At 71.6% G+C, this 21,357-nt stretch carries 22 protein-coding genes and 1 tRNA gene; 6 read left to right on the forward strand and 17 right to left on the reverse strand.

Annotated elements, in window-relative coordinates; all coding sequences use genetic code 11:
- Positions 1–12: 12 nt before the first annotated feature.
- The gene (locus ACZ6B1_RS17355) at positions 13–1,419 is read right to left on the reverse strand and encodes an NAD(P)/FAD-dependent oxidoreductase (RefSeq protein ID WP_468779195.1); all 1,407 of its coding nucleotides are present in this window, start codon (positions 1,417–1,419) and stop codon (positions 13–15) included.
- Positions 1,420–1,429: 10 nt separating this feature from the next.
- Complete coding sequence (locus ACZ6B1_RS17360) at positions 1,430–2,095, reverse strand: rhomboid-like protein (protein ID WP_468779196.1); 666 nt, start codon at positions 2,093–2,095, stop codon at positions 1,430–1,432.
- Positions 2,096–2,372: 277 nt separating this feature from the next.
- Between ACZ6B1_RS17360 and ACZ6B1_RS17365 the strand changes: the two genes are divergently transcribed.
- Positions 2,373–3,503 (forward strand): right-handed parallel beta-helix repeat-containing protein, encoded by a 1,131-nt coding sequence (locus ACZ6B1_RS17365; RefSeq protein WP_468779198.1) that lies wholly within the window; start codon positions 2,373–2,375, stop codon positions 3,501–3,503.
- Between the two features lie 59 nt (positions 3,504–3,562).
- Positions 3,563–4,591 carry a methyltransferase gene (locus tag ACZ6B1_RS17370; protein WP_468779200.1) on the forward strand — a complete coding sequence of 343 codons (1,029 nt, stop codon included), beginning with the start codon at positions 3,563–3,565 and terminating at the stop codon, positions 4,589–4,591.
- Positions 4,592–4,679: 88 nt separating this feature from the next.
- Here the strand turns inward: ACZ6B1_RS17370 and ACZ6B1_RS17375 are convergent, their stop codons facing one another.
- The 7 genes from ACZ6B1_RS17375 to ACZ6B1_RS17405 form a co-directional block, all read right to left on the reverse strand.
- Positions 4,680–5,003 carry a TcmI family type II polyketide cyclase gene (locus tag ACZ6B1_RS17375; protein WP_199211023.1) on the reverse strand — a complete coding sequence of 108 codons (324 nt, stop codon included), beginning with the start codon at positions 5,001–5,003 and terminating at the stop codon, positions 4,680–4,682.
- A 20-nt stretch (positions 5,004–5,023) separates the two neighbouring features.
- The gene (locus ACZ6B1_RS17380) at positions 5,024–5,503 is read right to left on the reverse strand and encodes an SRPBCC family protein (RefSeq protein WP_468779202.1); all 480 of its coding nucleotides are present in this window, start codon (positions 5,501–5,503) and stop codon (positions 5,024–5,026) included.
- Between the two features lies 1 nt (position 5,504).
- On the reverse strand, positions 5,505–5,759 hold the full coding sequence (locus ACZ6B1_RS17385) for an acyl carrier protein (RefSeq protein ID WP_250399651.1): 255 nt from the start codon (positions 5,757–5,759) through the stop codon (positions 5,505–5,507).
- Positions 5,760–5,780: 21 nt separating this feature from the next.
- On the reverse strand, positions 5,781–7,025 hold the full coding sequence (locus tag ACZ6B1_RS17390) for a ketosynthase chain-length factor (RefSeq protein ID WP_468779205.1): 1,245 nt from the start codon (positions 7,023–7,025) through the stop codon (positions 5,781–5,783).
- A gap of 7 nt (positions 7,026–7,032) precedes the next feature.
- Complete coding sequence (locus tag ACZ6B1_RS17395; protein ID WP_468779207.1) at positions 7,033–8,292, reverse strand: beta-ketoacyl-[acyl-carrier-protein] synthase family protein; 1,260 nt, start codon at positions 8,290–8,292, stop codon at positions 7,033–7,035.
- Positions 8,289–8,729, reverse strand: coding sequence for a cupin domain-containing protein (locus ACZ6B1_RS17400; RefSeq protein WP_468779407.1), 441 nt, complete (start codon positions 8,727–8,729; stop codon positions 8,289–8,291). The genes ACZ6B1_RS17395 and ACZ6B1_RS17400 overlap by 4 nt, the downstream gene beginning before the upstream one ends.
- A gap of 89 nt (positions 8,730–8,818) precedes the next feature.
- A complete protein-coding gene (locus ACZ6B1_RS17405) occupies positions 8,819–9,904 on the reverse strand; it encodes a SchA/CurD-like domain-containing protein (protein WP_468779209.1) in 1,086 nt (361 codons plus the stop codon).
- Between the two features lie 198 nt (positions 9,905–10,102).
- Here ACZ6B1_RS17405 and ACZ6B1_RS17410 point away from each other — a divergent pair, with 198 nt between their 5' ends.
- Entirely contained in the window at positions 10,103–11,743 is a 1,641-nt protein-coding gene (locus tag ACZ6B1_RS17410) for an FAD-dependent oxidoreductase (protein WP_468779211.1), read from the forward strand.
- Positions 11,744–11,822: 79 nt separating this feature from the next.
- Here the strand turns inward: ACZ6B1_RS17410 and ACZ6B1_RS17415 are convergent, their stop codons facing one another.
- Complete coding sequence (locus ACZ6B1_RS17415; RefSeq protein ID WP_390846988.1) at positions 11,823–12,047, reverse strand: cold shock domain-containing protein; 225 nt, start codon at positions 12,045–12,047, stop codon at positions 11,823–11,825.
- A gap of 249 nt (positions 12,048–12,296) precedes the next feature.
- Positions 12,297–12,370 (reverse strand) — tRNA-Thr (locus tag ACZ6B1_RS17420).
- A gap of 221 nt (positions 12,371–12,591) precedes the next feature.
- On the opposite strand from ACZ6B1_RS17420, the gene msiK reads away from it, so the two are divergent.
- The 3 genes from msiK to ACZ6B1_RS17435 all read left to right on the forward strand — a co-directional run bounded on the left by msiK (position 12,592) and on the right by ACZ6B1_RS17435 (position 15,183).
- Positions 12,592–13,731 (forward strand): diacetylchitobiose ABC transporter ATP-binding protein MsiK, encoded by a 1,140-nt coding sequence (gene msiK / locus ACZ6B1_RS17425; protein ID WP_468779213.1) that lies wholly within the window; start codon positions 12,592–12,594, stop codon positions 13,729–13,731.
- A gap of 229 nt (positions 13,732–13,960) precedes the next feature.
- Positions 13,961–14,422, forward strand: coding sequence for a hypothetical protein (locus ACZ6B1_RS17430; protein WP_468779215.1), 462 nt, complete (start codon positions 13,961–13,963; stop codon positions 14,420–14,422).
- Positions 14,423–14,451: 29 nt separating this feature from the next.
- Positions 14,452–15,183, forward strand: a complete 732-nt coding sequence (locus ACZ6B1_RS17435; RefSeq protein ID WP_468779216.1) for a nucleotidyltransferase family protein — start codon at positions 14,452–14,454, stop codon at positions 15,181–15,183.
- Between the two features lie 88 nt (positions 15,184–15,271).
- Here the strand turns inward: ACZ6B1_RS17435 and ACZ6B1_RS17440 are convergent, their stop codons facing one another.
- The 6 genes from ACZ6B1_RS17440 to ispD all read right to left on the reverse strand — a co-directional run bounded on the left by ACZ6B1_RS17440 (position 15,272) and on the right by ispD (position 21,290).
- On the reverse strand, positions 15,272–16,957 hold the full coding sequence (locus tag ACZ6B1_RS17440; RefSeq protein WP_468779218.1) for a DoxX family protein: 1,686 nt from the start codon (positions 16,955–16,957) through the stop codon (positions 15,272–15,274).
- A 153-nt stretch (positions 16,958–17,110) separates the two neighbouring features.
- Positions 17,111–18,052, reverse strand: a complete 942-nt coding sequence (rlmB, locus tag ACZ6B1_RS17445; RefSeq protein WP_468779220.1) for a 23S rRNA (guanosine(2251)-2'-O)-methyltransferase RlmB — start codon at positions 18,050–18,052, stop codon at positions 17,111–17,113.
- A gap of 96 nt (positions 18,053–18,148) precedes the next feature.
- Positions 18,149–19,549 (reverse strand): cysteine--tRNA ligase, encoded by a 1,401-nt coding sequence (gene cysS / locus ACZ6B1_RS17450; protein WP_468779222.1) that lies wholly within the window; start codon positions 19,547–19,549, stop codon positions 18,149–18,151.
- Positions 19,550–19,593: 44 nt separating this feature from the next.
- A complete protein-coding gene (locus ACZ6B1_RS17455; RefSeq protein WP_468779223.1) occupies positions 19,594–19,998 on the reverse strand; it encodes a PPOX class F420-dependent oxidoreductase in 405 nt (134 codons plus the stop codon).
- Between the two features lie 55 nt (positions 19,999–20,053).
- Positions 20,054–20,548: a 2-C-methyl-D-erythritol 2,4-cyclodiphosphate synthase gene (gene ispF, locus ACZ6B1_RS17460; RefSeq protein WP_468779225.1), complete on the reverse strand. Its 495-nt coding sequence runs from the start codon at positions 20,546–20,548 to the stop codon at positions 20,054–20,056.
- Positions 20,538–21,290, reverse strand: a complete 753-nt coding sequence (gene ispD, locus ACZ6B1_RS17465) for a 2-C-methyl-D-erythritol 4-phosphate cytidylyltransferase (protein WP_468779227.1) — start codon at positions 21,288–21,290, stop codon at positions 20,538–20,540. Before ispD ends, ispF begins: the two co-directional genes overlap by 11 nt.
- Between the last annotated feature and the right edge of the window lie 67 nt (positions 21,291–21,357).

Below are 21,357 nucleotides of genomic sequence, written 5' to 3' on the forward strand. Positions count from 1 at the left end.
CGGTCACGCCGGTCAGTTCCGCCCCGCCACCCGGTCGGCCACCCGTGCCAGCCGGGAGGAACCGGCGCCCGGGTGCAGCAGTTCGCGCCGGTCGGCGGCGCGGTAGGTGGCGTACATGCCGTGCACGCCGAGCCAGCGGAGGGGTTCCGGCTCCCACTTGCGGACCTTGTGGTTCACCCAGGGCAGGTCCGTCAGCCCGGTGCGCCCGGCCTGGCCCGAGTCCTGCTGCACGAGGTCGCGCAGGGTGCGGGCGGCCAGGTTGGCGGTGGCGACGCCCGAGCCGACGTAGCCGCCCGCCCAGCCGAGCCCGGTGGCGCGGTCGAGGGTGACCGTGGCGCACCAGTCGCGCGGCACGCCGAGCACACCGGACCAGGCGTGCTCGACCCGCACGCCCGCGAGGGCCGGGAAGAAGCGGGTCAGGATCTCCCGCAGCGCCTCGACCGTCTCGGCCTGGGTGCGGCCGTCGTTGTCGGTGCGCGAACCGAAGCGGTACGGCACCCCGCGCCCGCCCAGCGCGATCCGTCCGTCGGCGGTGCGCTGCGCGTACATGTAGGCGTGTGCCATGTCGCCCAGCGTCTCCCGGCCGTCCCAGCCGATCGCCGCCCACTGCTCGTCGGTGAGCGGCTCGGTGGCGATCATCGAGGAGTTCATCGGCAGCCAGGTCCGCCGCTGGCCCGTGAGCGAGGCGGTGAAGCCCTCCGTGCAGCGCAGCACGTAGGGCGCGCGGACCGTGCCGTACGGCGTCACGGCGTGCTTGGGCCGGATCTCGGTGACCGGGGTCGACTCGTGGATGACCACGCCCAGCGCCTCCGCGGCCGCCGCGAGCCCCTTGACCAGCTTCACCGGGTGCAGCCGCGCGCCGTGCGGGGTCCAGCTCGAGCCCACCGCGCCGGCCACCCTGATCCGCTCGGCGGTCTGCCGGGCCCCGTACAGCTCGCGGTCCTTCTCGCCGTACGACAGCTCGTGCTCGTGGAAGGCCCGCAGCCGCGCCAACTGGGCGGGGGTCGTCGCCACTTCCAGCACCCCGCCCCTGTGCACGCCGGCGTCGATGCCCTCCGCCTCGGTGACGGCGACCACCTCGGCCACGGTGTCGTTCATCGCCCGCTGCAGGCGTACGGCGGCCTCGTGGCCGTGCAGCTTGGCGTACCGGTCGCGGCCCGCGATCCCGTTGTAGAGCCAGCCGCCGTTGCGGCCGGAGGCGCCGTATCCGCAGAACTTCTGCTCCAGGACGGTGATACGCAGGAAGGGGGCGGCCTTCTTCAGGTAGTACGCGGTCCACAGTCCCGTGTAGCCGCCGCCGACGATGACGACGTCGGCCGAGGCGTCCCCGGGCAGCGGTTCCCGCACCGCGGGGAGGCCGTCGTCCGCGTACCAGAAGGAGATCCCACCGTTGACGACACTGGTTGCCGAGCTGCTCATGGCCGGGACGTTAACCCCTGGGAGCGGCCAGTGTCTCCTTCGGATTCCATGCTTTTGCGCTGCCCCTGACCAGCGGACGGCACGCGAGACCGACCAGGACGGACAGGAAGTGCCCGAAGTCGGTGAAGGTACGGCTCGCGACCAGCGGCACGGCGTAGAAGGCGAGCAGGCAGGCGAGGTACAGGTACCGCCAGGGCGCCGCGATCCGGTAGGTGAGCACCGCCATCACCCCGGCCAGCGCGTAACTCACGCCGATGTCCAGGGAGTTGACGGCGGAGTTCGGGGCGTGGCCGTCGTGGATCGCCTGGAGCAGGGCCAGCTCGCTGACCAGCGTGGCGAGCACGTGCGCGGCGACGCACACCGCGAGCCAGCGCAGGGTGCCGAGCCAGCGCTCGGCCTGGGCGTGGAAGACCGAGTACAGCACGGCGTACGGCAGCCAGTGCCCGCTGTCGATCCACATCGCGCTGGTGATCAGCACCCGCACGGGGTTCTGCGACAGCTCGTGGATGTTGGTCGAGCGCTGCCGCAGGAAGTCCTGTTCGAACGCCGGTGACATGTGGTGCAGGGCGACCGTGGTGAAGAAAAGGATCGTGAGCCAGACGTAGGTGCCCGGGGCGCCGCGCACATAGGCCGCGGCCGCCCGGAGCCCTCGCCGTGCGCTGATGACCCGGTTCACAACCGACAGTATGGTCGCCAGGAAGTTCGGGGCGCCTGGCGAGTCCGGCCACCGGCCCTCCGCCGGGCCCGGGCGACGGCCGCCCCCGCCTCTCGGCGGGATGCGCCGTCCGGGTGACGGCGCGCGGGCGGTGCCCGGCAGGGCCGAACGGGTGACCACCGCTCCCGGGCCGTCGGTCGGCACTCCCGGCTCCGGTCCGCCGCCCGCGCCGCTCCTGACACGCCGCCGGATGGCCTATCCGGCCATAGAAGGATAAAACAGCCATACCGTACGCGATATGAAGAGATGTCACATCGCATATCTCGCCAGCGCCGCCGCCCTCCTCGGCACCGGCCTGGGCGCGGCCCCCGCGGTGGCCGCCCACTCGACCCTGGTGGTCCGTCCCGGCGAATCGATCCAGAAGGCGGTCGACGCCGCCAGGGCCGGCGACACCGTGCTCGTGCTCGCCGGCACGTACCACGAGAGCGTGACGATCCGCACCCCCCACGTGACCCTGCGGGGCGTGGGTTCCGGGACGGTCATCAAGCCCGCCGCCAAGAAGGCCACCAAGAAGCCCGCCAAGGCGAGCACCAAGAAGGCCACCAAGAAGGCCTCGAAGAAGGCCGCCAAGAAGATCGCGAAGAGCTGCGCCGAGGGCGGCAACGGCATCTGCGTGCTGGGCACCAAGACCAAGGACGTCAAGGGTGTCACCGTCGCCGACCTGAAGGTGACCAAGTTCAGCCGCACCGGGGTGTTCGGCATGGCCACCGACGGCCTGACCGTGCGCGGGGTGAACGCCGCCGACAACGGCGTGTGGGGCATCGCCGAGGAGCGGTCGGTGCGCAGCCTGCTGCGGGACAACTACGCGCACGGCAACGGTGACGCGGGTGTGTTCCTCGCCAACACCATCCAGGAGGAGGCCGGCGCCTACGACGCCAAGCAGACCCTGGTGTCGCACAACCGGCTGGAGGGCAACCGGATCGGCGTCACCGTGCGCCGGCTGCGGAACCTGACCGTCGCCCGGAACTGGGTCTCCGGCAACTGCGCCGGGGTGTTCGTGGTCGGTGACGAGAACAAGCCCAAGGCCGGTCACCTGGACGTCACCGCCAACCAGGTCGTCGCGAACAACAGGTCCTGCCCGAAGACCGAGCGGCTGCCGGCCCTGAAGGGCTCCGGCATCGTCCTGACCGGCACCGAGCAGGCCCGGGTGTCCCGGAACTGGGTCACCGGCAACTCCGGCAAGTCCCCGCTGTCCGGCGGCATCGTGCTCTTCAAGAGCTTCGTGGGCGTGGCCGGCACCGACAACCGCGTCGACGGCAACGTCCTCTCGGAGAACTCCCCCGCCGACCTGGTGAGCACCGAGACCGGCAGGACCAACTCCTTCGAGCGCAACTCCTGCCGGGCTTCCAAGCCCGCGGGCCTGTGCTGACCGCACGCCCGCTGCCACTGCTGGACCGACGAAGGCCAAGGAAAGAGAGAGGGCGGCAGATGACGTCCGCTGAAACAGCACCACCGCCTCCCATGCGGCTGCGCGAACTCGTGTTCGGCGCGGCCTGTGCCGCCGCCGTCCGGGCCGCCGCCCGGCTGGGCGTCGCCGACGCCCTGGGCGACACCCCGATGACCGCCGAGGACCTCGCCGCCGCGGTCAAGACCGAACCGAAGCCCCTGCGCCGGCTGCTGCGGGCGCTGTCCTGCTACGACGTCTTCGCCGAGCGGCCGGACGGCACCTTCGCGCACACCGGCATGTCGCGGCTGCTGCGCGAGGACGACCCCAACAGCCTGCGCGCCATCGCCCTGTGGTGCACCGAACCCTGGACCTGGGACGCCTGGCCCAAGCTGGACGAGGCCGTGCGCACCGGCGACAACGTCGTGGAGGGCCTGTACGGCAAGGAGTTCTTCACCTACCTCAACGAGGACGCCCCGGAGTCCGCGGACGTCTTCAACCGCGCCATGACCCGCTCCAGCGAGCAGTCCGCGCGCGAGGTCGCGGCCCTGCTCGACCTGTCCGGGGCCAAGTCGGTCGCGGACGTCGGCGGCGGCCAGGGGCACGTGGTGGCCTGCCTGCTGGACAAGTACCCGGCGATGCGCGGCAGCCTGCTCGACCTGCCCCGGGTGGTGGAGAACGCCCTGCCGCGGCTGCGCGAGGGCGGCGACCTCGCCGACCGCGCGCGGATCGTGCCCGGTGACGTCCGGGACGCGATCCCGGTCCAGGCCGACGTCTACATCATCAAGAACATCCTGGAGTGGGACGACGAGAGCACGTCCCGCACGCTGCGCAACGTCGTCGAGGCGGGCGGCCCGGGCACCCGGGTCGTCGTCATCGAGAACCTGGTGGACGACACCCCCTCGATGCGCTTCAGCACCGCCATGGACCTGCTGCTGCTCCTCAACGTCGGCGGGGCCAAGCACACCACCGACTCCATGGTGAGCCGGCTGACCTCGGCGGGCCTGAAGGTGGGCGACATCCGTCCGGTCAACCCGTATCTGCACGCGTTCGAGTGCCACGTGCCCGCGTGACGCGGACGCGACGGCACAGGCCACCGGCCGCCGGGCCCGCGACGCTGCGGGCCCGGCGGCCGGTGGCCGTCCGGGGGTGCCGTACGGCTCAGTCGCGCTCCCAGACGTAGAAGCGCTGTGCCATCGCGTCCTTGGGGGACCGCCAGGTCTCCGGGTCGTACGCGCTGACGTACGCCGTCAGGCGCTCGCTGATGTCACGGAACTCGGGGTGGCCGGTCACCTTGGCGATGGCGGGCCCGGGGTCGCGCTCGGACTCGACGAGGTGCATGTACACATCGCCGAACTGGAAGAGGCTGCGCCGCACCACACCGACGAGGTGGGGCAGTTCTCCCCGGTCGGACTCCTCGAACACCTTGGCGATGTCCGGGGCGGAGCCCGGGGCCATGCGCGCGACGATCAGTGCCTGGTGCATCGAATCGGTCCTCCCTCCGGTCAGTCGGCCAGGGCCGGCGCGGGACGCCGTCCGGCGGCCGCCTTCTCGATCTTCTCCCGGATGAGGGCCATCTGGACCTTGGAGTTCCTGTTGATGTTGTCGGTCATCCAGTCGTCGTCGACCGGGGCGTCCGGCTTCATCGCGAAGTCCTGCGTCCAGACCATCCGGGTACCTGCCGGGACCTCCTCGTACTGCCAGAGGATGTCCATGTGGGCGAACGGGCCGGTCTCGACCCGGCGGGCCTTCACGGTGCGGGCCTTGCGGTCGGGCTCACGCTCGGAGACCCAGCTCCAGACGGTGCCGTTGTCGTCCGGGTGCATGGTCAGCCGGAACGTCGTCTTCTTCCCCTCCTGGGAGAGGATCTCGACGGACGCGTACTCGCTGAAGAGCTGCGGCCACTTCTCCAGGTCGTTGGTCATGTCCCAGACCAGGTCGAGCGGCGCTGCGATGGTGATCTCGTTCTGCGTGTGTCCTGCCATCTCAGGCTCCTGCCATCAAGGTGCTGTTGACGAGGTTGAGGAACTGCTGGGGTGTCTTGCAGCGCTCCGCGTCGACCGGCATCGGGGTGCCGTGCGTGTTCTCCAGCTCGCCGACGATGCCGAGCAGGCCGAGCGAGTCGACACCAAGGACGTCGAAGCCGGTGTCCGGCGTGTCCTGGAGCTGCTGCGGGCTGACGGTGACCCCGGCAGCCTTCTTCATCAGCGCGGCGAGTTCTTCCACGGTGATCTGAGGCATTGCTCTCCTCCTTTGCTGTCCTCACTTTTCGGCGCCGTGCCGGAGCACGAGCGCCGAGTTCGACCCCATGAGCCCGCGGCTGAGCACCAGCGCCGTACGGAGCTCGGCGACCCGGGCGCGGCCGGTCACGAGGTCGAGGTCGTGGCAGACGTCGGCGACGTTGGGGGTGGGTGGGATCAGGCCGTGCTCCATCGCGAGCACCGCCGCCGCGGTGTCCAGCACCGGAGCCGCGCAGTAGCCCCGGCCGATGCCGGTCTTCGGCGCGGTGACCGGTACCCGGGTGCCGTGCGCGCCGAGGGCGTCGGCGAGCGCGAGGGCCTCGGCCCGGTCCGCCGCCGGCACCCCGAGGGCGTCGGCGAAGACGACGTCGACCTCCTCGGGAGCACAGCCGGCCTCGTCCAGCGCCTGCCTGATGGCCTGCGCCAGACCGTCCCGGGACAGGTCCCAGCGGGAGGCACCGGTGAAGGTCGCCGCGTGGCCCGCGACGTAGGCCCGCACGTCCGCACCGCGCTCACGGGCCGACGTCTCCGCCTCCACCACGAGCATGGCGCCGCCCTCGGCCGGCACGAAGCCGCAGGCGGCGTCCGTGAACGGGCGGTAGGCGCGGGACGGGTCGGTGTCGGTGCTCAGCTCCTCGTAACCGAGCTGGCAGACCATCGAGTACGGCGCCAGCGGCGCCTCGGTGGAACCGGCGACCATCACATCGGTGCCGCGCCGCACCGCCCGGGCGGCGTGCGCGAGGGCGTCCAGACCGCCCGCCTCGTCGGAGGCGACCACCGAGCAGGGGCCCTTGAACTTCCGGCGGATGGAGATCTGGCCGGTGCTCGCGGCGTAGAACCAGGCGATGGACTGGTACGGGCCGACGAACCGGCTGCCCTTGCCCCAGAGCTGCTGAAGCTCGCGCTGGCCGAACTCACCGCCGCCGGAACCGGCCGCGGTGACCACCCCGATGGAGTACGGCTCCCCGGAGATGTCGGCCTGCCCCAGCCGGGCGTCCTCCAGCGCGAAGTCGGCGGCGGCCAGGGCGAAGTGCGTGAACCGGTCGGTCTGGACGAGGAACCGCTCGTCGATGGTCGCCGCCGGCTCGAAGCCGCGGACCTCGCCGGCCACCTTCAGCGGAAGGTGCTCACAGCCCTCGCGGGTGACCCGGTCGAGGACGCTGAGGCCTTCCTGGGTGGCCTTCCAGAACGTGTCGGTGCTGGTTCCGTTGGGCGCGACCACCCCGATGCCGGTGACGGCCGCGCGCCGTACATGCGGAGCACTCATCGTGTCCTCACTCCCTGGAACGGGTCAGGACCACCGCGGACTGGAAGCCGCCGAACCCGCTGCCCACGGACAGGACGCTGCTCAGCTTCCGGTCGCGGGCGACGCGCGGGACGTAGTCCAGGTCGCACTCGGGGTCGGGGATCTCGTAGTTCGCGGTCGGGGGTACGACCTGCTTGGCGAGGGCCAGCACACACGCGACCACCTCGATCGCCCCGATCGCCCCGAGGGAGTGCCCCACCATCGACTTGATGGAACTCATGGGGGTGTCGTAGGCGTGGTGGCCGAGCGCCCGCTTCACGGCCGCCGTCTCGTGGCGGTCGTTCTGCCGGGTGCCGGAGCCGTGGGCGTTGACGTAGTCGATCGCCGTCGGGTCCAGCCGGGCGTGGCCGAGGGCCATGTCGATCGCCCGGGCCATCTCCAGGCCCTCGCTGGTCAGACCGGTCATGTGGTAGGCGTTGCCGAAGGTGGCGTAGCCGCCCAGCTCGCAGTAGACGTGCGCGCCGCGGGCCCGGGCGTGCTCCAGCTCCTCCAGGACGAGCACCGCGCCGCCCTCGCCCATGACGAACCCGTCACGGTTGTTGTCGAAGGGCCGGGAGGCGTGCGCGGGGTCGTCGTTGTTCGGGGACGTGGCCTTGATCGCGTCGAAGCAGGCCATGGTGATCGGGGAGATCGGCGAGTCCGACGCCCCCGCTATGCAGATGTCGGCCCGGCCCTCCTCGACCGTGTGGAAGGCGTATCCGACGGCGTCCAGGCCCGAGGTGCAGCCGGTGGAGACGGTCTGTACGGGACCCTGGGCGCCGAAGCGTTCCGCAACCGCGGAGGCGACCGTGCTCGGCGAGAACGCCCGGTGCAGATACGGCTCCGCCTCCCGGTGGTCGACGTCCCAGCGCTCACCGCGGTGGCTGACCAGGACGTAGTCGTGCTCCAGCCGGGTCGTGCCGCCGACCGCGGTGCCCACCGAGACACCCACGCGCCACGGGTTCTCGGCGGACAGGTCGAGACCCGAGTCCCGGACCGCCTCCTGCCCGGCGACCAGGGCGAACTGGATGTACCGGTCCGCCCGCGCCGCCTGCTCCTCGTCCAGGCCGTGCGCCGCCGGGTCGAAGTCGCACTCGGCCGCTATCCGCGACCGCAGCCCCGAGGGATCGAAGAAGGTGATGCCCCGCGTCGCGGTCCGGCCGTTGGCAAGCAGATCCCAGAAAGCCGGTACGCCGATACCACCCGGAGCCACGATGCCTATGCCAGTGACCGCCACGCGCCGGGTCATGACCGGACCTGACCTCGGTCGTGGGCGGCACCCGCCGCGGCCGGCTCCGTGACCACCGCGGCGGCCCCGATGATCTCCGTCTCCTCGGTGTCGACATGACCGAGCTGCGGACGCGGCGCCAGCGGACCCAGGTGGAAGACGATCCGCGCCTCGACCTTCCCGACGTTGCGGAATCGGTGCCGCATGTGTGCCGGGATCATCAGACCCTGCTCGGGCCGCAGCGTGTGCGGCTCGTCGTCCAGGTCCACCTCGAGCTGGCCGCAGACGACGTAGACGAACTCCTCGGAGTACGGGTGGTAGTGCTCGCCGATGCGGTCACCGGGCTGCACGATGGCCACGCCCATGAAGCCGCTGGTGGAGCCGACCGTGGCAGGGGTGAGCATGGCGCGCAGGTCGCCACCTCGCCGGACGTTGGGCTCGACCTCACTGAGGTCCACGATTTTCGGACGGGGTTTGATGGACAACGTTTCCTCCGGTGTCTGTGCCGCGTACGGCGCTGGGTGCTGGAAGGAGCCGCCGCGCCGGATCAGGCTTCGGGCGAACGGCGGTCGGTGATCAGGTCCATGCGCGCGGCCTCGGCGTCCAGCAGCTCGCGCACCTCGGCCGCCGCCCGCGCCGGCAGTGGCAGCGCCTCGGCACCCTGCTCGGGACGAACGTCGACCAGCCGCACCACGACGTCGTCACGCTGGAACACCGTGCTGCGCAGCACCGGGCTCGCCGGGTCGTCCGCGGACTCCGAGTCGGCCTGCGCGAGCAGCTCCGCCAGCCGCATCCCCCGGCCCGGCCGGGCCGCGTAGTACAGGGCCTGGCGCAACCCCTCCTGGTGGTCGCCCGCGCTCACGTGGTGCACGGCCGGCAGCGCCGCACGGGTGAAGAACATCCGGGCCGACTCCTGGTCGTCGAGATCCCGGTCCTGCTCCAGATACGGGTTGATCGCCTCCTCCACGGCCCGCACCTCGGGCTGCCGGGCCACGTGCCGCAGCGCCGCGAGCAGGTCGCCCCGCACCTCGATGGCCCGCACCACCCGGTTGCCGTGCATGAACAGCGAGGTCCGGCACAGCCGCGTGGTGTCGTCCACCCGGGCCTCGGGCGAGGCGTAGTCCGAGAGGATCTCCGCGACCTTCTTCTCACTGCCGGGCTTGACGGTGAAGGTCAGCGCGTGCCGGATCACACCGTCACCGATGCGCGGGTGAGCCTGCAGCCGGCGCTGTCCCGGTTCGGCCTGCGGCGCGGCGCCACCGGTCTCGCGCACCACGTGGAACCGCAGCGACCGGGTGTCCCGGACGCAGCTGTGCAGCGGCTCCACCATCCGCACGTGCTCCTCGCTGTTCACCCAGGTGAGGAACGGCGGCGCACTCTCCCACTCGCTCGTGATGAGCCACTGGGACGGGTTCTCGATCGACTGGCAGAGCTGGTCGCTCACATGGCCCGGCACCGACGCGACCTGGTTGCACAGCTGCTCGTAAGCCTCCAGGAACTGCTGCTGCGCTCCGTCGTGGACATCGACCAGCAGCACCACCCGGAGCCGCGAGCCGTCGAAGACGGACTGCGAGACACGCTTCGACACCTCACGGGCCGGCGTTGCTGAAGGACGTTCAGACGTCGTGGTCATCCTGTACACATCTCCTTCGCGGGGCAGAGTCGACGCCGCGCGACTGACGCGACGGCAGCGTTCCTTGATCCTGTGCCGGACCCCTCACGCCCGCGACTCGTATGAACCACGTGGGTGATTGGGCACGCGGAGCCACCGCCACCGGGCAAGAACACACACAGGCCCCCACTCGCGAACCCCTTGCCCCTGGAGACTTCGATGCATCAGAAAGCCGACCACCGGGTCCCCGTCCTCATCGTGGGCGGCTCCCTGGTGGGCCTGTCCACGTCCGTCTTCCTGGGCCGTCTCGGTGTCCGGCACATGCTCGTCGAGCGGCACTCCGGCACGTCCATCCACCCACGCGGACGCGGCAACAACGTCCGCACGATGGAACTCCTCCGGGTGGCGGGCATCGAACCGGACATCAAGGCGGCGGCCTCACTCCTCGCCGACAACCACGGCATCCTGCAGACGCCCACCCTCGTGGGTGACGCGGGCGAATGGCTCTTCAAGCACATCGACCCCGGCGGCGGACTCGCCAGGTTCAGCCCCACCGGCTGGTGCCTGTGCAGCCAGAACGACCTCGAGCCCGTCCTCGTCGACAGCGCCCGCGAACTCGGCGGAGATCTGCGCTACTTCCACCAGATGGAGTCCTTCGAACAGGACGCCGACGGGGTGACGGCCGTGATCCTCGACCGCGGCACCGAGGAGCGGTACACCGTGCGGGCGGACTACCTCGTCGCCGCCGACGGCCCCCGCAGCCCCGTCCGGGGCGCCCTCGGCATCGGCCAGAGCGGCCCCGGCGACCTCTTCGCCAACGTCAGCGTCACCTTCCGCTCCACCCGGCTGGCCGACACCGTCGGCGACCGCCGCTTCATCTGCTGCTACCTCACCGACCCCGAGGCCGACGGCGCCCTGCTCCCCGTCGACAACAAGGAGCACTGGGTCTTCCACGCCCCCTGGCACCCCGAGCACGGCGAGACCCTCGAGGAGTTCACCGAGGAACGGCTCCAGCGCCACATCCGCCGGGCCGTCGGCGTCCCCGATCTCGACGTCCAGATCACCGGAAAGGCGTCCTGGCGCGCCGCCGAACGAGTGGCCGACCGCTACTCCCGCGGCCGCGTCTTCCTCGCCGGCGACTCCGCCCACGAGATGTCACCCACCGGCGCCTTCGGCTCCAACACCGGCATCCAGGACGCCCACAACCTCGCCTGGAAACTCGCCGCCGTCCTCGACGGCTGGGCGGACCCCGCCCTCCTCGCCACCTACGACACCGAGCGCCGCCCGGTCGCGATCGCCACCAGCGCCCGCGCCTCCGCCCGCTCCGTCGAGCACAGCCACCCGGGCTTCGCCCCCGCTCCCGGCGTCGGCGGCGGCAAGCGCGGCGGCATCCTCAACGTCGTCCTCGGCTACCACTACCCCCACGGCGCCGTCCTCGGCGCCGACCCCGACCGGCCGATCGTCCCCGACGCCCTCGACCTCACCGGCCGGCCCGGCACCCGCGCCCCGCACCTCTGGCTGCGCCGCGCCAACCGCCGGCTGTCCACCCTGGACCTCTACGAGCGCTCCCTCGTCCTCCTCAGCGACGCCCCGGACGACGCGGGCTGGCACACGGCGGCCCGCAGGATCGCCGAGGCGGACGGCGTACGCCTGGACGCCTACCGCATCGGCCCGGGCGCTGACGCGGACCTGACCTACGAGGACGACGCCGCCGACTGGGCCGAGCTGCACGGCGTCACCGCCGACGGCGCGGTCCTCGTCCGCCCCGACGGCTTCGTGGCCTGGCGCGCGACGGGCGCCGTCCCCGACCCGGAGGGCGCGCTGCGCGAGGTGCTCGGGACGCTGCTGCGAACCGGCTGACCCCGGACGGCCGACAGGGCCACCCGCACCGGTGCGTGCGGGTGGCCCTGTCTGCCGTTGCTGATGTCAGGTGTGGATGTCAGGCCGGCCGAGGCACGATCTTCACTGCCCGGTAGTCGTAGCCGTCCTGCTTGAAGCCAGGGGCTTCCCATTGGAGATCTACGCGTTGCCCCGGCGACAGCGTATGGAAGCCCTTCGTCTGGATGTCGGCGTAGTGGCCCCAACAACCGCCGGGTGTCTCGGGGGAGTCGAGTACCCCCCACCCTTCCTCGTCGTACCACTCGCGGACAGTCGCAGTCACCATGCAGCGACTCTACGGGGAGCCGGACGAACCGACGTATCGGGGCCCTCAGCTTGGGAAGCTTGGGTTCTCGGCAGCGGTCTTCTCTGCTGTCGACGTGATCACGCCCGGCACGGCTGCCCCACGCTTCTCACGGCGGCCGGTGTCGCGCCCCGTGTCGACCGTGGGTGACCGCCCCGGTTGATGTCACCCGTGGATGTCGAACGCCCCGGACCGATCATCGGCCGGGGCGTTCGCGCTGTTCAGCTTCAGAGCCCCCTGTCGGATTCGAACCGACGACCTTCGCTTTACAAGAGCGGCGCTCTGACCAGCTGAGCTAAGGAGGCCTGCACGCGCGCGCGTGTCGCGTACGTGCCTGTGCAGTGTACCCACGTCCGGGCCGGGCCCCGGAGAGAAATTCCGCGAAGTTCACAGGGGTCCGGGTACTGACAGACCGCGTGCCGCCAGGTAGCGTCCTGAGCCGGTTCACTTCGGTGGACTACACCAACCACCTTCCTACAACGGATCGTCCGGCACGTTCCTGCCGGTAGAAGGGGGCCCATTCACCATGGCCACTGTCACGTTCGACAAGGCGACCCGGATCTACCCGGGTTCCACCAAGCCCGCCGTCGACGGTCTCGACATCGCGATCGAGGACGGCGAGTTCCTCGTCCTGGTCGGCCCGTCGGGCTGCGGCAAGTCCACCTCCCTGCGCATGCTCGCGGGCCTGGAGGACGTCAACGGCGGCGCGATCCGCATCGGTGACCGCGACGTCACGCACCTGCCGCCCAAGGACCGGGACATCGCCATGGTGTTCCAGAACTACGCCCTCTACCCGCACATGTCGGTCGCCGACAACATGGGCTTCGCGCTCAAGATCGCCGGCGTCAACAAGGCGGAGATCCGGCAGAAGGTCGAGGAGGCCGCGAAGATCCTCGACCTCACGGAGTACCTGGACCGCAAGCCGAAGGCGCTCTCCGGCGGTCAGCGCCAGCGCGTCGCCATGGGCCGCGCCATCGTGCGTGAGCCCCAGGTCTTCCTCATGGACGAGCCGCTGTCCAACCTGGACGCCAAGCTCCGTGTGTCCACCCGTACGCAGATCGCCTCGCTGCAGCGCCGCCTCGGCATCACCACCGTCTACGTCACCCACGACCAGGTCGAGGCCATGACGATGGGCGACCGGGTGGCCGTGCTCAAGGACGGTCTGCTCCAGCAGGTCGACTCGCCGCGCAACATGTACGACAAGCCCGCGAACCTCTTCGTCGCCGGCTTCATCGGCTCCCCGGCCATGAACCTGGTCGAGGTGCCGATCACCGACGGTGGTGTGAAGTTCGGCAACAGCGTGGTGCCGGTGAACCGCGACGCGCTGAAGGCCGCCGCCGACAAGGGCGACCGTACGGTCACCGTCGGTGTCCGGCCCGAGCACTTCGACGTGGTCGAGCTGGGCGGCGGTGCCGCCGCCACCTCGCTGTCCAAGGACTCCGAGGACGCCCCGGCCGGTCTCGCCGTCTCCGTGAACGTCGTCGAGGAGCTGGGCGCCGACGGCTACGTCTACGGCGCCGCCGAGGTCGGCGGCGAGGTCAAGGACCTGGTGGTCCGGGTCAACGGCCGCCAGGTGCCGGACAAGGGCGCCACGCTGCACGTCGTACCCCGTCCGGGCGAGACCCACGTGTTCTCGACCTCCACGGGCGAGCGTCTCTCCGACTGAGCCGCACCCGGCCGCGGAACCCCGGGGGAATCCGGGATGAACCGGTCATGTTGACACCAGAGGCCCCGCGAACTGCCGCGGGGCCTCTTCCGTTGCGGAGATATACCCCGGCAGAGCGATCATTTCGGGCGGTGGGCGTCAACCCCTTACCCAGAAAGTGGCGGCACTTCATCCCCCATAAGGGTGACCGAATGTCGCCAAATCATTACCGGGCGCTACCCTCACACGCGTGAAGCACTCCACCATCCCTCAGACGCGACGCGGCCACCGGGGCGGCCCTGCCCGCCGTATCGGCCGCACTCTCGCCCTCGTCCTGCCCGTCGTCCTGGTGCTCTCCGGAACCCTCGCGGTCACCCGGGTCAACTGGACGGGGAGCTCATCCAGCTCGGTGCTCATGGCCTCGGACGTCTCCTCGGCGTCCGTCTCCTCCAAGGCCGTCTCCCGCGCCCCGCAGGACGTGCTCCGTGACCAGCTCATGAGCGAGCTGCAGGACAAGAACCCGGGCGTGGTCCTGACCCACCTCCAGCAGGCGGTGAACGGGCACCCGTCACTGGCCAGGCACTGCGGCTCCATCGCCCGCGCCCTGGGCAAGGCCGCCGTGCGCATCTACGGCCCCTCGCGCGCGCAGTCGTACGCCCGCCCGGTCTGCGACACGTCCTTCGCCTCCGGGGTGCTGACCGCGCAAGGCTGAGCGCCGGGGCGCCACGTACAGTTCGGGGCATGACCCATCCGAACGCGGCGTCGCGCCCCACCCAAGCCGTCGTCCTGGCCGGCGGCCAGGGCTCGCGGCTGCGCCCCTACACCGACGACCGGCCCAAGCCGATGGTCGAGATCCCGGGCACGGGCACTCCGATCATCGGCCATCAGCTTGCCTGGCTCGCCGAGGAGGGCGTGACGGACGTGGTGGTCTCCTGCGGCCACCTCGCCGAGGTCTTGGAGAAGTGGCTGGACTCGGCCGATCTGCCGGTGTCCGTCACCACCGTCGTCGAGACGGAGCCCCTCGGCCGCGGCGGCGGCCTGAAGTACGCCGCCGCGCGTCTGCCCCACCCCGACCGGCCCTGGTACGCCACCAACGGCGACATCTGGACCCGCTTCTCCCTGCGGGACATGGCCGACTTCCACACCGAGCGGGACGCCGTCGCCACGCTGGCGCTGGCCAGGCCGCGGATCCCGTGGGGCGCGGTGCGGACCGACGGCTTCGGGCACATCACCGACTTCATCGAGGCCCCGCCGTCGACGTTCGAGATCAACGCGGGTGTCTACGTGTTCTCGCCCGAGTTCGCCGGTCTGCTGCCCGAGCGGGGCGACCACGAGCGGACGACGTTCCCGCGGCTGGCCCGGGAACAGCGGCTGGCGGGCTTCCCGATCCCGCAGGGCGCCTACTGGCGGGCCATCGACACCGCGAAGGACCTCGCCGAGGCGGCCAAGGAACTGGCGGCTCCGGGGCGGTAGCTCCGGGACGGTGACCCGGCCCGTACGCCGGACACGCCGAAGGGCCCGTACCGCGGTGGTACGGGCCCTTCGGCGTGTGTACGGCCGGCTAGCCCAGCAGGCCGCCGACCAGGCCCGGCTGGCCGGAGGAGGTGCTGCCGCCCGAGCCGGTGCCGCCGGTCGAGCCGCTGCCGCCCGTCGAGCCGCCGCCGGTGCTGCTCGGGCCCGCCGTGGTGCTCGGGGCGCCGCCGGCCGGGGAGGTCGGGCGGGGCGGGACCCGGCCCGTGGTGCCCTGGGTCTGGCTGGGCGTCGTCGTGGTGGTGCCGGCGCTGCTGCGGCTCGCGCCGGGCGTGGTCGCCGCACCGGACGGGCCGGTGGTGGCGCTGCCGCTGGGCGCCCTGGAGGCCGGCGGAGAGGTCCGACGGCCCTGGCCGGGCTTCTCCGGGAGCGGGGAGCCGGGCACGTTGTTGCGGGGGGCCTCGCCGGGGCCGGGGACGACCACCCGGCTGGAGTCGCGCACCGCGCCGCCGAGGACGGAGCCCACGAGCAGGGTGAGGCCGACGGTGACGGCGGTGACGAGGGCGCCGCGGCGCAGGACGTAGCGGCGCAGCTCCCAGATGTCGGAACGGGGCCCGAGCCGGCGCCAGGCGCTGCCGGCGAGGCGGCCGTCGACCGAGTAGACCGGGGCGCCGGCGATGATCAGCGGGGACCAGGCGGCGAGGTAGATGATGTCGGGCGCGTCGTAGGCCGGGACCGTCTTCCAGCTCACGGTGACGATCAGCGCGGCGGAGAGCAGTGCGCCGACGCTTGCCGCGACACGCTGCCAGCAGCCGGCGATGGTCAGGACGCCGACGACCACCTGCAGGAAGGCGATGACCAGCCCGGAGCCGATGGGGTGGTGCAGGGCGAACTGGCGCAGCGGCTCGGCGACTTCCCACGGGTGCAGGGTGTTGAGCCAGGTGACCATGGAGCCGCGTTTGCCGCCGTCGAAGTAGACGGGGTCGCACAGCTTGCCCATGCCGGCGTAGATGGAGATGAAGCCGAGGAAGACGCGCAGCGGGAGCAGGACGACGCCGAGGTTCATCCGGCGGCCCGGGTAGTAGGCGTGCCGGGCCGGGTCGTCACTGTGGCGCCGGCCGCGGCGGGGGCGGTCGCCGGCCTCGGCGGAATCCTCATAGTCGTCGAACTCGTCGTCGCCGTAAGCCGGTTCGTCGTACCGGGAGCCGGCGTACGCCGACTCGGCGTAGCCCGGTTCGTCGTAGACGCTGCCGCCGCCGCGCAGGGGCGGCAGCAGCCGGGTGCCGTCGTCGGAGGAGGTGCGCTGGTGGCCGACGAGGGGGGTCTCCACGGTCCCGTCGAGGCCGCCGTAGGCGTCGGGGTACCCGCCGCCCACGCGCGGGATGACCTGGGTGGCGCCGGCCTCGAGGCCGGGCTCCTCGGTGTGGCGGACGCTGCTGCCCCGCACGGCCTGGAGCAGCCGGTGGGCGCCGGTGTCGTCGGGGGCGGACCTGCCGCTCCACACGACGGGCCGGCGGCGGCCGGCCGCCCCGGCCCGGCCCGCCGCGCCCATGGACGGCATGTGGGCGGTGTCCTGGGCGGCACTCAGGTGCCGGGCGATCCGCGGGGACTGGCTGCGCCTCGACGACGCGCCCAGCTGCACGCGGAAGCTGGCGTGGGTGACGATGACCTGCGCCGGATCGCTCGGCACCTTCACCATGCTCAGCGCGGGAGCGTCGTCGTACCCCGACGAGCGGTCCCCCGTGGGTGTCCGGGGTGTTCTGGTGTCCACACTCATCTAACCGAGTGACGTGGAGTTAGGACACTGCCGTGATGGGGCGGATGTGTCCGGACCCCGTCAAAGGTGTCCCCAACACCCCATGGGCACCGGAATTCCCCCGTGCGGGTGAAGTTGCGGACGGGTGTTCAGTCCCGTCCGCATGACGTCACGTCAGCTCCGGCGGCGCGCCGCCTCGTACAGCACGATGCCCGCCGCCACACCCGCGTTCAGCGACTCCGCGCCACCCGGCATCGGGATGCGGACCCGGAAGTCGCAGGTCTCACCGACCAGGCGGGACAGGCCCTTGCCCTCGGAGCCGACCACGATGACCACCGGGCCACCCAGCGCCTCCAGGTCACCGAGCTCCGCCTCGCCGTCGGCGGCGAGGCCGACGACCGTGATGCCGGCCTTCTTGTAGGCCTCCAGCATGCGGGTGAGGTTGGTGGCGCGGGCGACCGGGGTGCGGGCGGCCGTACCGGCGGAGGTCTTCCAGGCACCGGCGGTCATGCCGGCCGAGCGGCGCTCGGGGACGACCACGCCGTGCCCGCCGAACGCGGAGACGGAACGGACGACGGCGCCGAGGTTGCGCGGGTCGGTGACGCCGTCGAGGGCGACGATCAGCGGGTCCTCGCCCTCGTCGTAGGCCGCCGCGGTGAGGTCCTCGGGGTGCGCGTACTCGTACGGCGGGACCTGCAGGACCAGGCCCTGGTGGTTCAGGCCGTTGGTCATACGGTCCAGCTCGGGGCGCGGGGCCTCCATGAGGTTGATCCCGCCGCGCTCGCCGACGAGCTGGAGGGCTTCGCGGACGCGCTCGTCGTTGTCGATGAACTGCTGCACGTAGAGGGTGGACGCGGGTACGCCCTCGCGCAGCGCCTCGACGACCGGGTTGCGGCCGACGACCAGCTCGGAGGCGGACTTGCCGCCGCGGCCCCGGGCCACGGGGCGGCGCACGGCCTGCTTCGCCTTCGCGTTGGCGATGCGGTTCTTCTTGTGGCCCTTGCGCATCTCGGCGGGCGGGGTCGGGCCCCTGCCTTCCAGGCCCTTGCGCCGCTGGCCGCCACTGCCGACCTGCGCGCCCTTCTTGCCGGACATGCGGCGGTTGTTCGCGGCCATGACCTACCTGTTCTCTGGAGAAAGTGTTCGTACGTCTATGCAGTGTGCCGCCCGGAGGGCCGGAGGGCACAATCGATCACCGGATCGCCCGCGGGTTCAGCGCGGGCCGAGGCTCCAGCGCGGACCCTGCGGGCTGTCCTCGATGACCAGTCCGGCCTGGCCCAGCTGGTCGCGGATGGCGTCGGCGGTGGCCCAGTCCTTGCGCGCGCGGGCGGACTCGCGCTGCCCGAGGACGAGGCGTACGAGGCTGTCGACCACGCCGTGGAGGTCCTCGCCCCGGTCGCCGTCACCGGCCCAGTGCGGGTCGAGCGGGTCGAGGCCGAGGACGCCGAGCATGGCCCGCACCTCGGCGAGCCGGGCGACGGCGGCCTCCTTGTCGTCGGCGGCCAGCGCGCTGTTGCCCTGCCGGACGGTGGTGTGCACCACGGCGAGGGCCTGCGGGACGCCCAGGTCGTCGTCCATGGCGTCGGCGAAGGCGGGCGGGACCTCGGCGGCGGGCTCGACCACTCCCCCGGCCAGTTCGACCACACGCTGCACGAAGCCCTCGATGCGCGCGAACGCCGACTCGGCCTCGCGCAGCGCCTCCTCGCTGTACTCGATCATCGACCGGTAGTGCGGGGTGCCGAGGTAGTAGCGCAGGACGACGGGGCGCCACTGCCTGACCATCTCGGAGACCAGGACGCTGTTGCCGAGCGACTTGGACATCTTGTCGCCGGCCATGGTGACCCAGGCGTTGTGCACCCAGTACTGGGCGAAGTCGTCGCCGTAGGCCTTGGCCTGGGCGATCTCGTTCTCGTGGTGCGGGAAGATCAGGTCCAGGCCGCCGCCGTGGATGTCGAAGGCGCTGCCCAGGTACTTGTGGGCCATGGCGGAGCACTCGAGGTGCCAGCCGGGCCGGCCGGGGCCCCACGGGGTGGGCCAGGTGGGCTCGCCCGGCTTGGCCGCCTTCCACATGGCGAAGTCGCGCGGGTCCCGCTTGCCGGTCTCGCCCTCGCCGGACGGCTGGAGCAGGTTGTCCAGCTCCTGCCGGGACAGCTCCAGGTAGCGCGGGAAGGAGCGTACGTCGAAGTAGACGTTGCCGTCGGAGGCGTAGGCGTGCCCGCGCTCGATGAGGCCCTGCATCATCTCGACCATCTCGGTGACATGGCCGGTGGCGCGGGGCTCGTAGGTGGGCGGCAGGCAGCCGAGGGCGGTGTAGCCGTCGTTGAAGGCGCGCTCGTTCTCGTAGCCGATCGACCACCAGGGCCGGTTCTGCTCCTTGGCCTTGGCGATGATCTTGTCGTCGATGTCGGTGACGTTGCGGACGAACGTCACCTCGTAGCCGCGGTACTCGAACCAGCGGCGCATGATGTCGAAGTTCAGGCCCGAGCGGATGTGCCCGATGTGCGGGGCCGCCTGCACGGTGGCGCCACAGAGGTAGATCGAGACACAACCCGGCTTGAGCGGGGCGAAGTCACGGATCTGCCGGGCGCTGGTGTCGTACAGGCGAATAGTCACCTCTCCAGGGTAGTGGGCCCGGAGTGGTGCCTCGTGCCGGTTGGCTAGAACATGCCCACGACCTTCTCGGGCGTGATCCGGACGACCACCCGATCGGCGTCGTCGGCCGAGGCCGGGTTGAACTCGGCGTACTTCTTGCCGGTGTATTTCACCGACAGCTCGTCGATGAGGTCGTCGGCGCCGTCGGTGGTGAACTCCGCGGTGCCCCGGATCTCCCCGTAGAAGTAGGGCATCTCGGGGTCCTGGACGACGACGCTCACCCGGGCGTCGCGGTCCATGTTCTTCTTCTTGCGGCGGTCGACGGTGGTGGAGAACAGGATCTGGTCGCCGTCCCGCTTCACCCACACCGGGGACAGTTGCGGGCTGCCGTCGGGCTGGATCGTGCCGACCACGATGAAGACTGGTCCGTCGAGCAGGGACTTGAGCCGGTCGGACAGGGCGGCGGGCATGGGTACCTCCACAACCTCGAGTCTGCGGTGACTCTGCAGGTACCCTCGCACGCCCTCAGCGCACCCGCACCACGAGCGCGGTGGCGACCGCCATCAGGCCCTCCTCGCGTCCGGGGAAGCCGAGCCCGTCCGTCGTCGCGCCGGACACCGACACCGGCGCGCCGGCCGCCTCGGAGAGGATCTTCTGCGCCTCGTCCCGCCGCTTGCCGATCTTCGGGCGGGGCCCGACGACCTGGACGGCGACGTTGCCGATGGTGAAGCCGGCCTCGCGGACGATCCGGGCGGCCTCGGTGAGCAGGGTGACACCGGAGGCGCCGGACCACTCGGGACGGCCGGTGCCGAAGTGCTGTCCGAGGTCGCCGAGGCCGGCCGCGGAGAAGAGCGCGTTGCAGGCGGCGTGGGCGACGACGTCGGCGTCGGAGTGCCCGGCCAGGCCCGTCCCCTCGCCCTCCCACTTCAGGCCGGCGCACCACAGTTCGCGGCCGTCCTCGAAGGCGTGGATGTCGGTGCCGATGCCCACCTGGGGCAGCACGGGAGCGTCAGAAGCCATCGTTGAGCCTCCTGCGGGCCAGGACCGCCTCGGCGAGGACGAGGTCGAGCGGGCGGGTGACCTTGAAGGCCTCCTCGTGGCCGGGGACGGTGACGACCCGCAGGCCGAGCCGCTCGACCATGCCCGCGTCGTCCGTGACGTCCTCGGTGACCGTCTCGTGGGCGCGGACCAGGGTCTCCCGGTCGAACCCCTGGGGCGTCTGCACGGCGCGCAGCCGGGACCGCTCGGGCGTGGCCACGACCGGCTCGGGGTCACCGGGGACGGCCGCGGGCTCGACCTCCTTGACGGTGTCGGCCAGCGGCAGCGCCGGAACGACGGCGGGCGCTCCGTCGCGTACGGCCTCGATGACCGCGTCCACGGTGTCGACCGGTACCAGCGGGCGGGCCGCGTCGTGGACGAGGACGACGCCGTACTCGGGCGACAGGGCGTCGAGGCCCAGCCGGACCGACTCCTGGCGGCTGTCCCCGCCGGGCACGACGAGGAAGTCGGTACGGTCGGGCAGGGCGTGCGCGTCGAGCAGCGACTTGACCTCGGCGGCGCCGTCGGGCGGCGCGACGACGATCACCAGGGAGACATGGCGGGACGCGGCGAGGGCGCGGACCGCGTGGATCAGCATGGGCGTGCCGTTCAGCGTGCGGAGCGCCTTGGGGGCGCCCGGGCCGAGGCGTACGCCGCGGCCGGCGGCGGGAATCACGGCGGCGACGGGGATCTGCGCGGGTGCGGGGCGCGAATCGTCAGACATCGGTTCCTGTCAGGTTTGTGTGCTCGACCTAGGTGGGTATGGCCTGGAGAGTGCCGGGCACGACCGC

Source organism: Streptomyces sp. NPDC041129 (assembly GCF_055592265.1).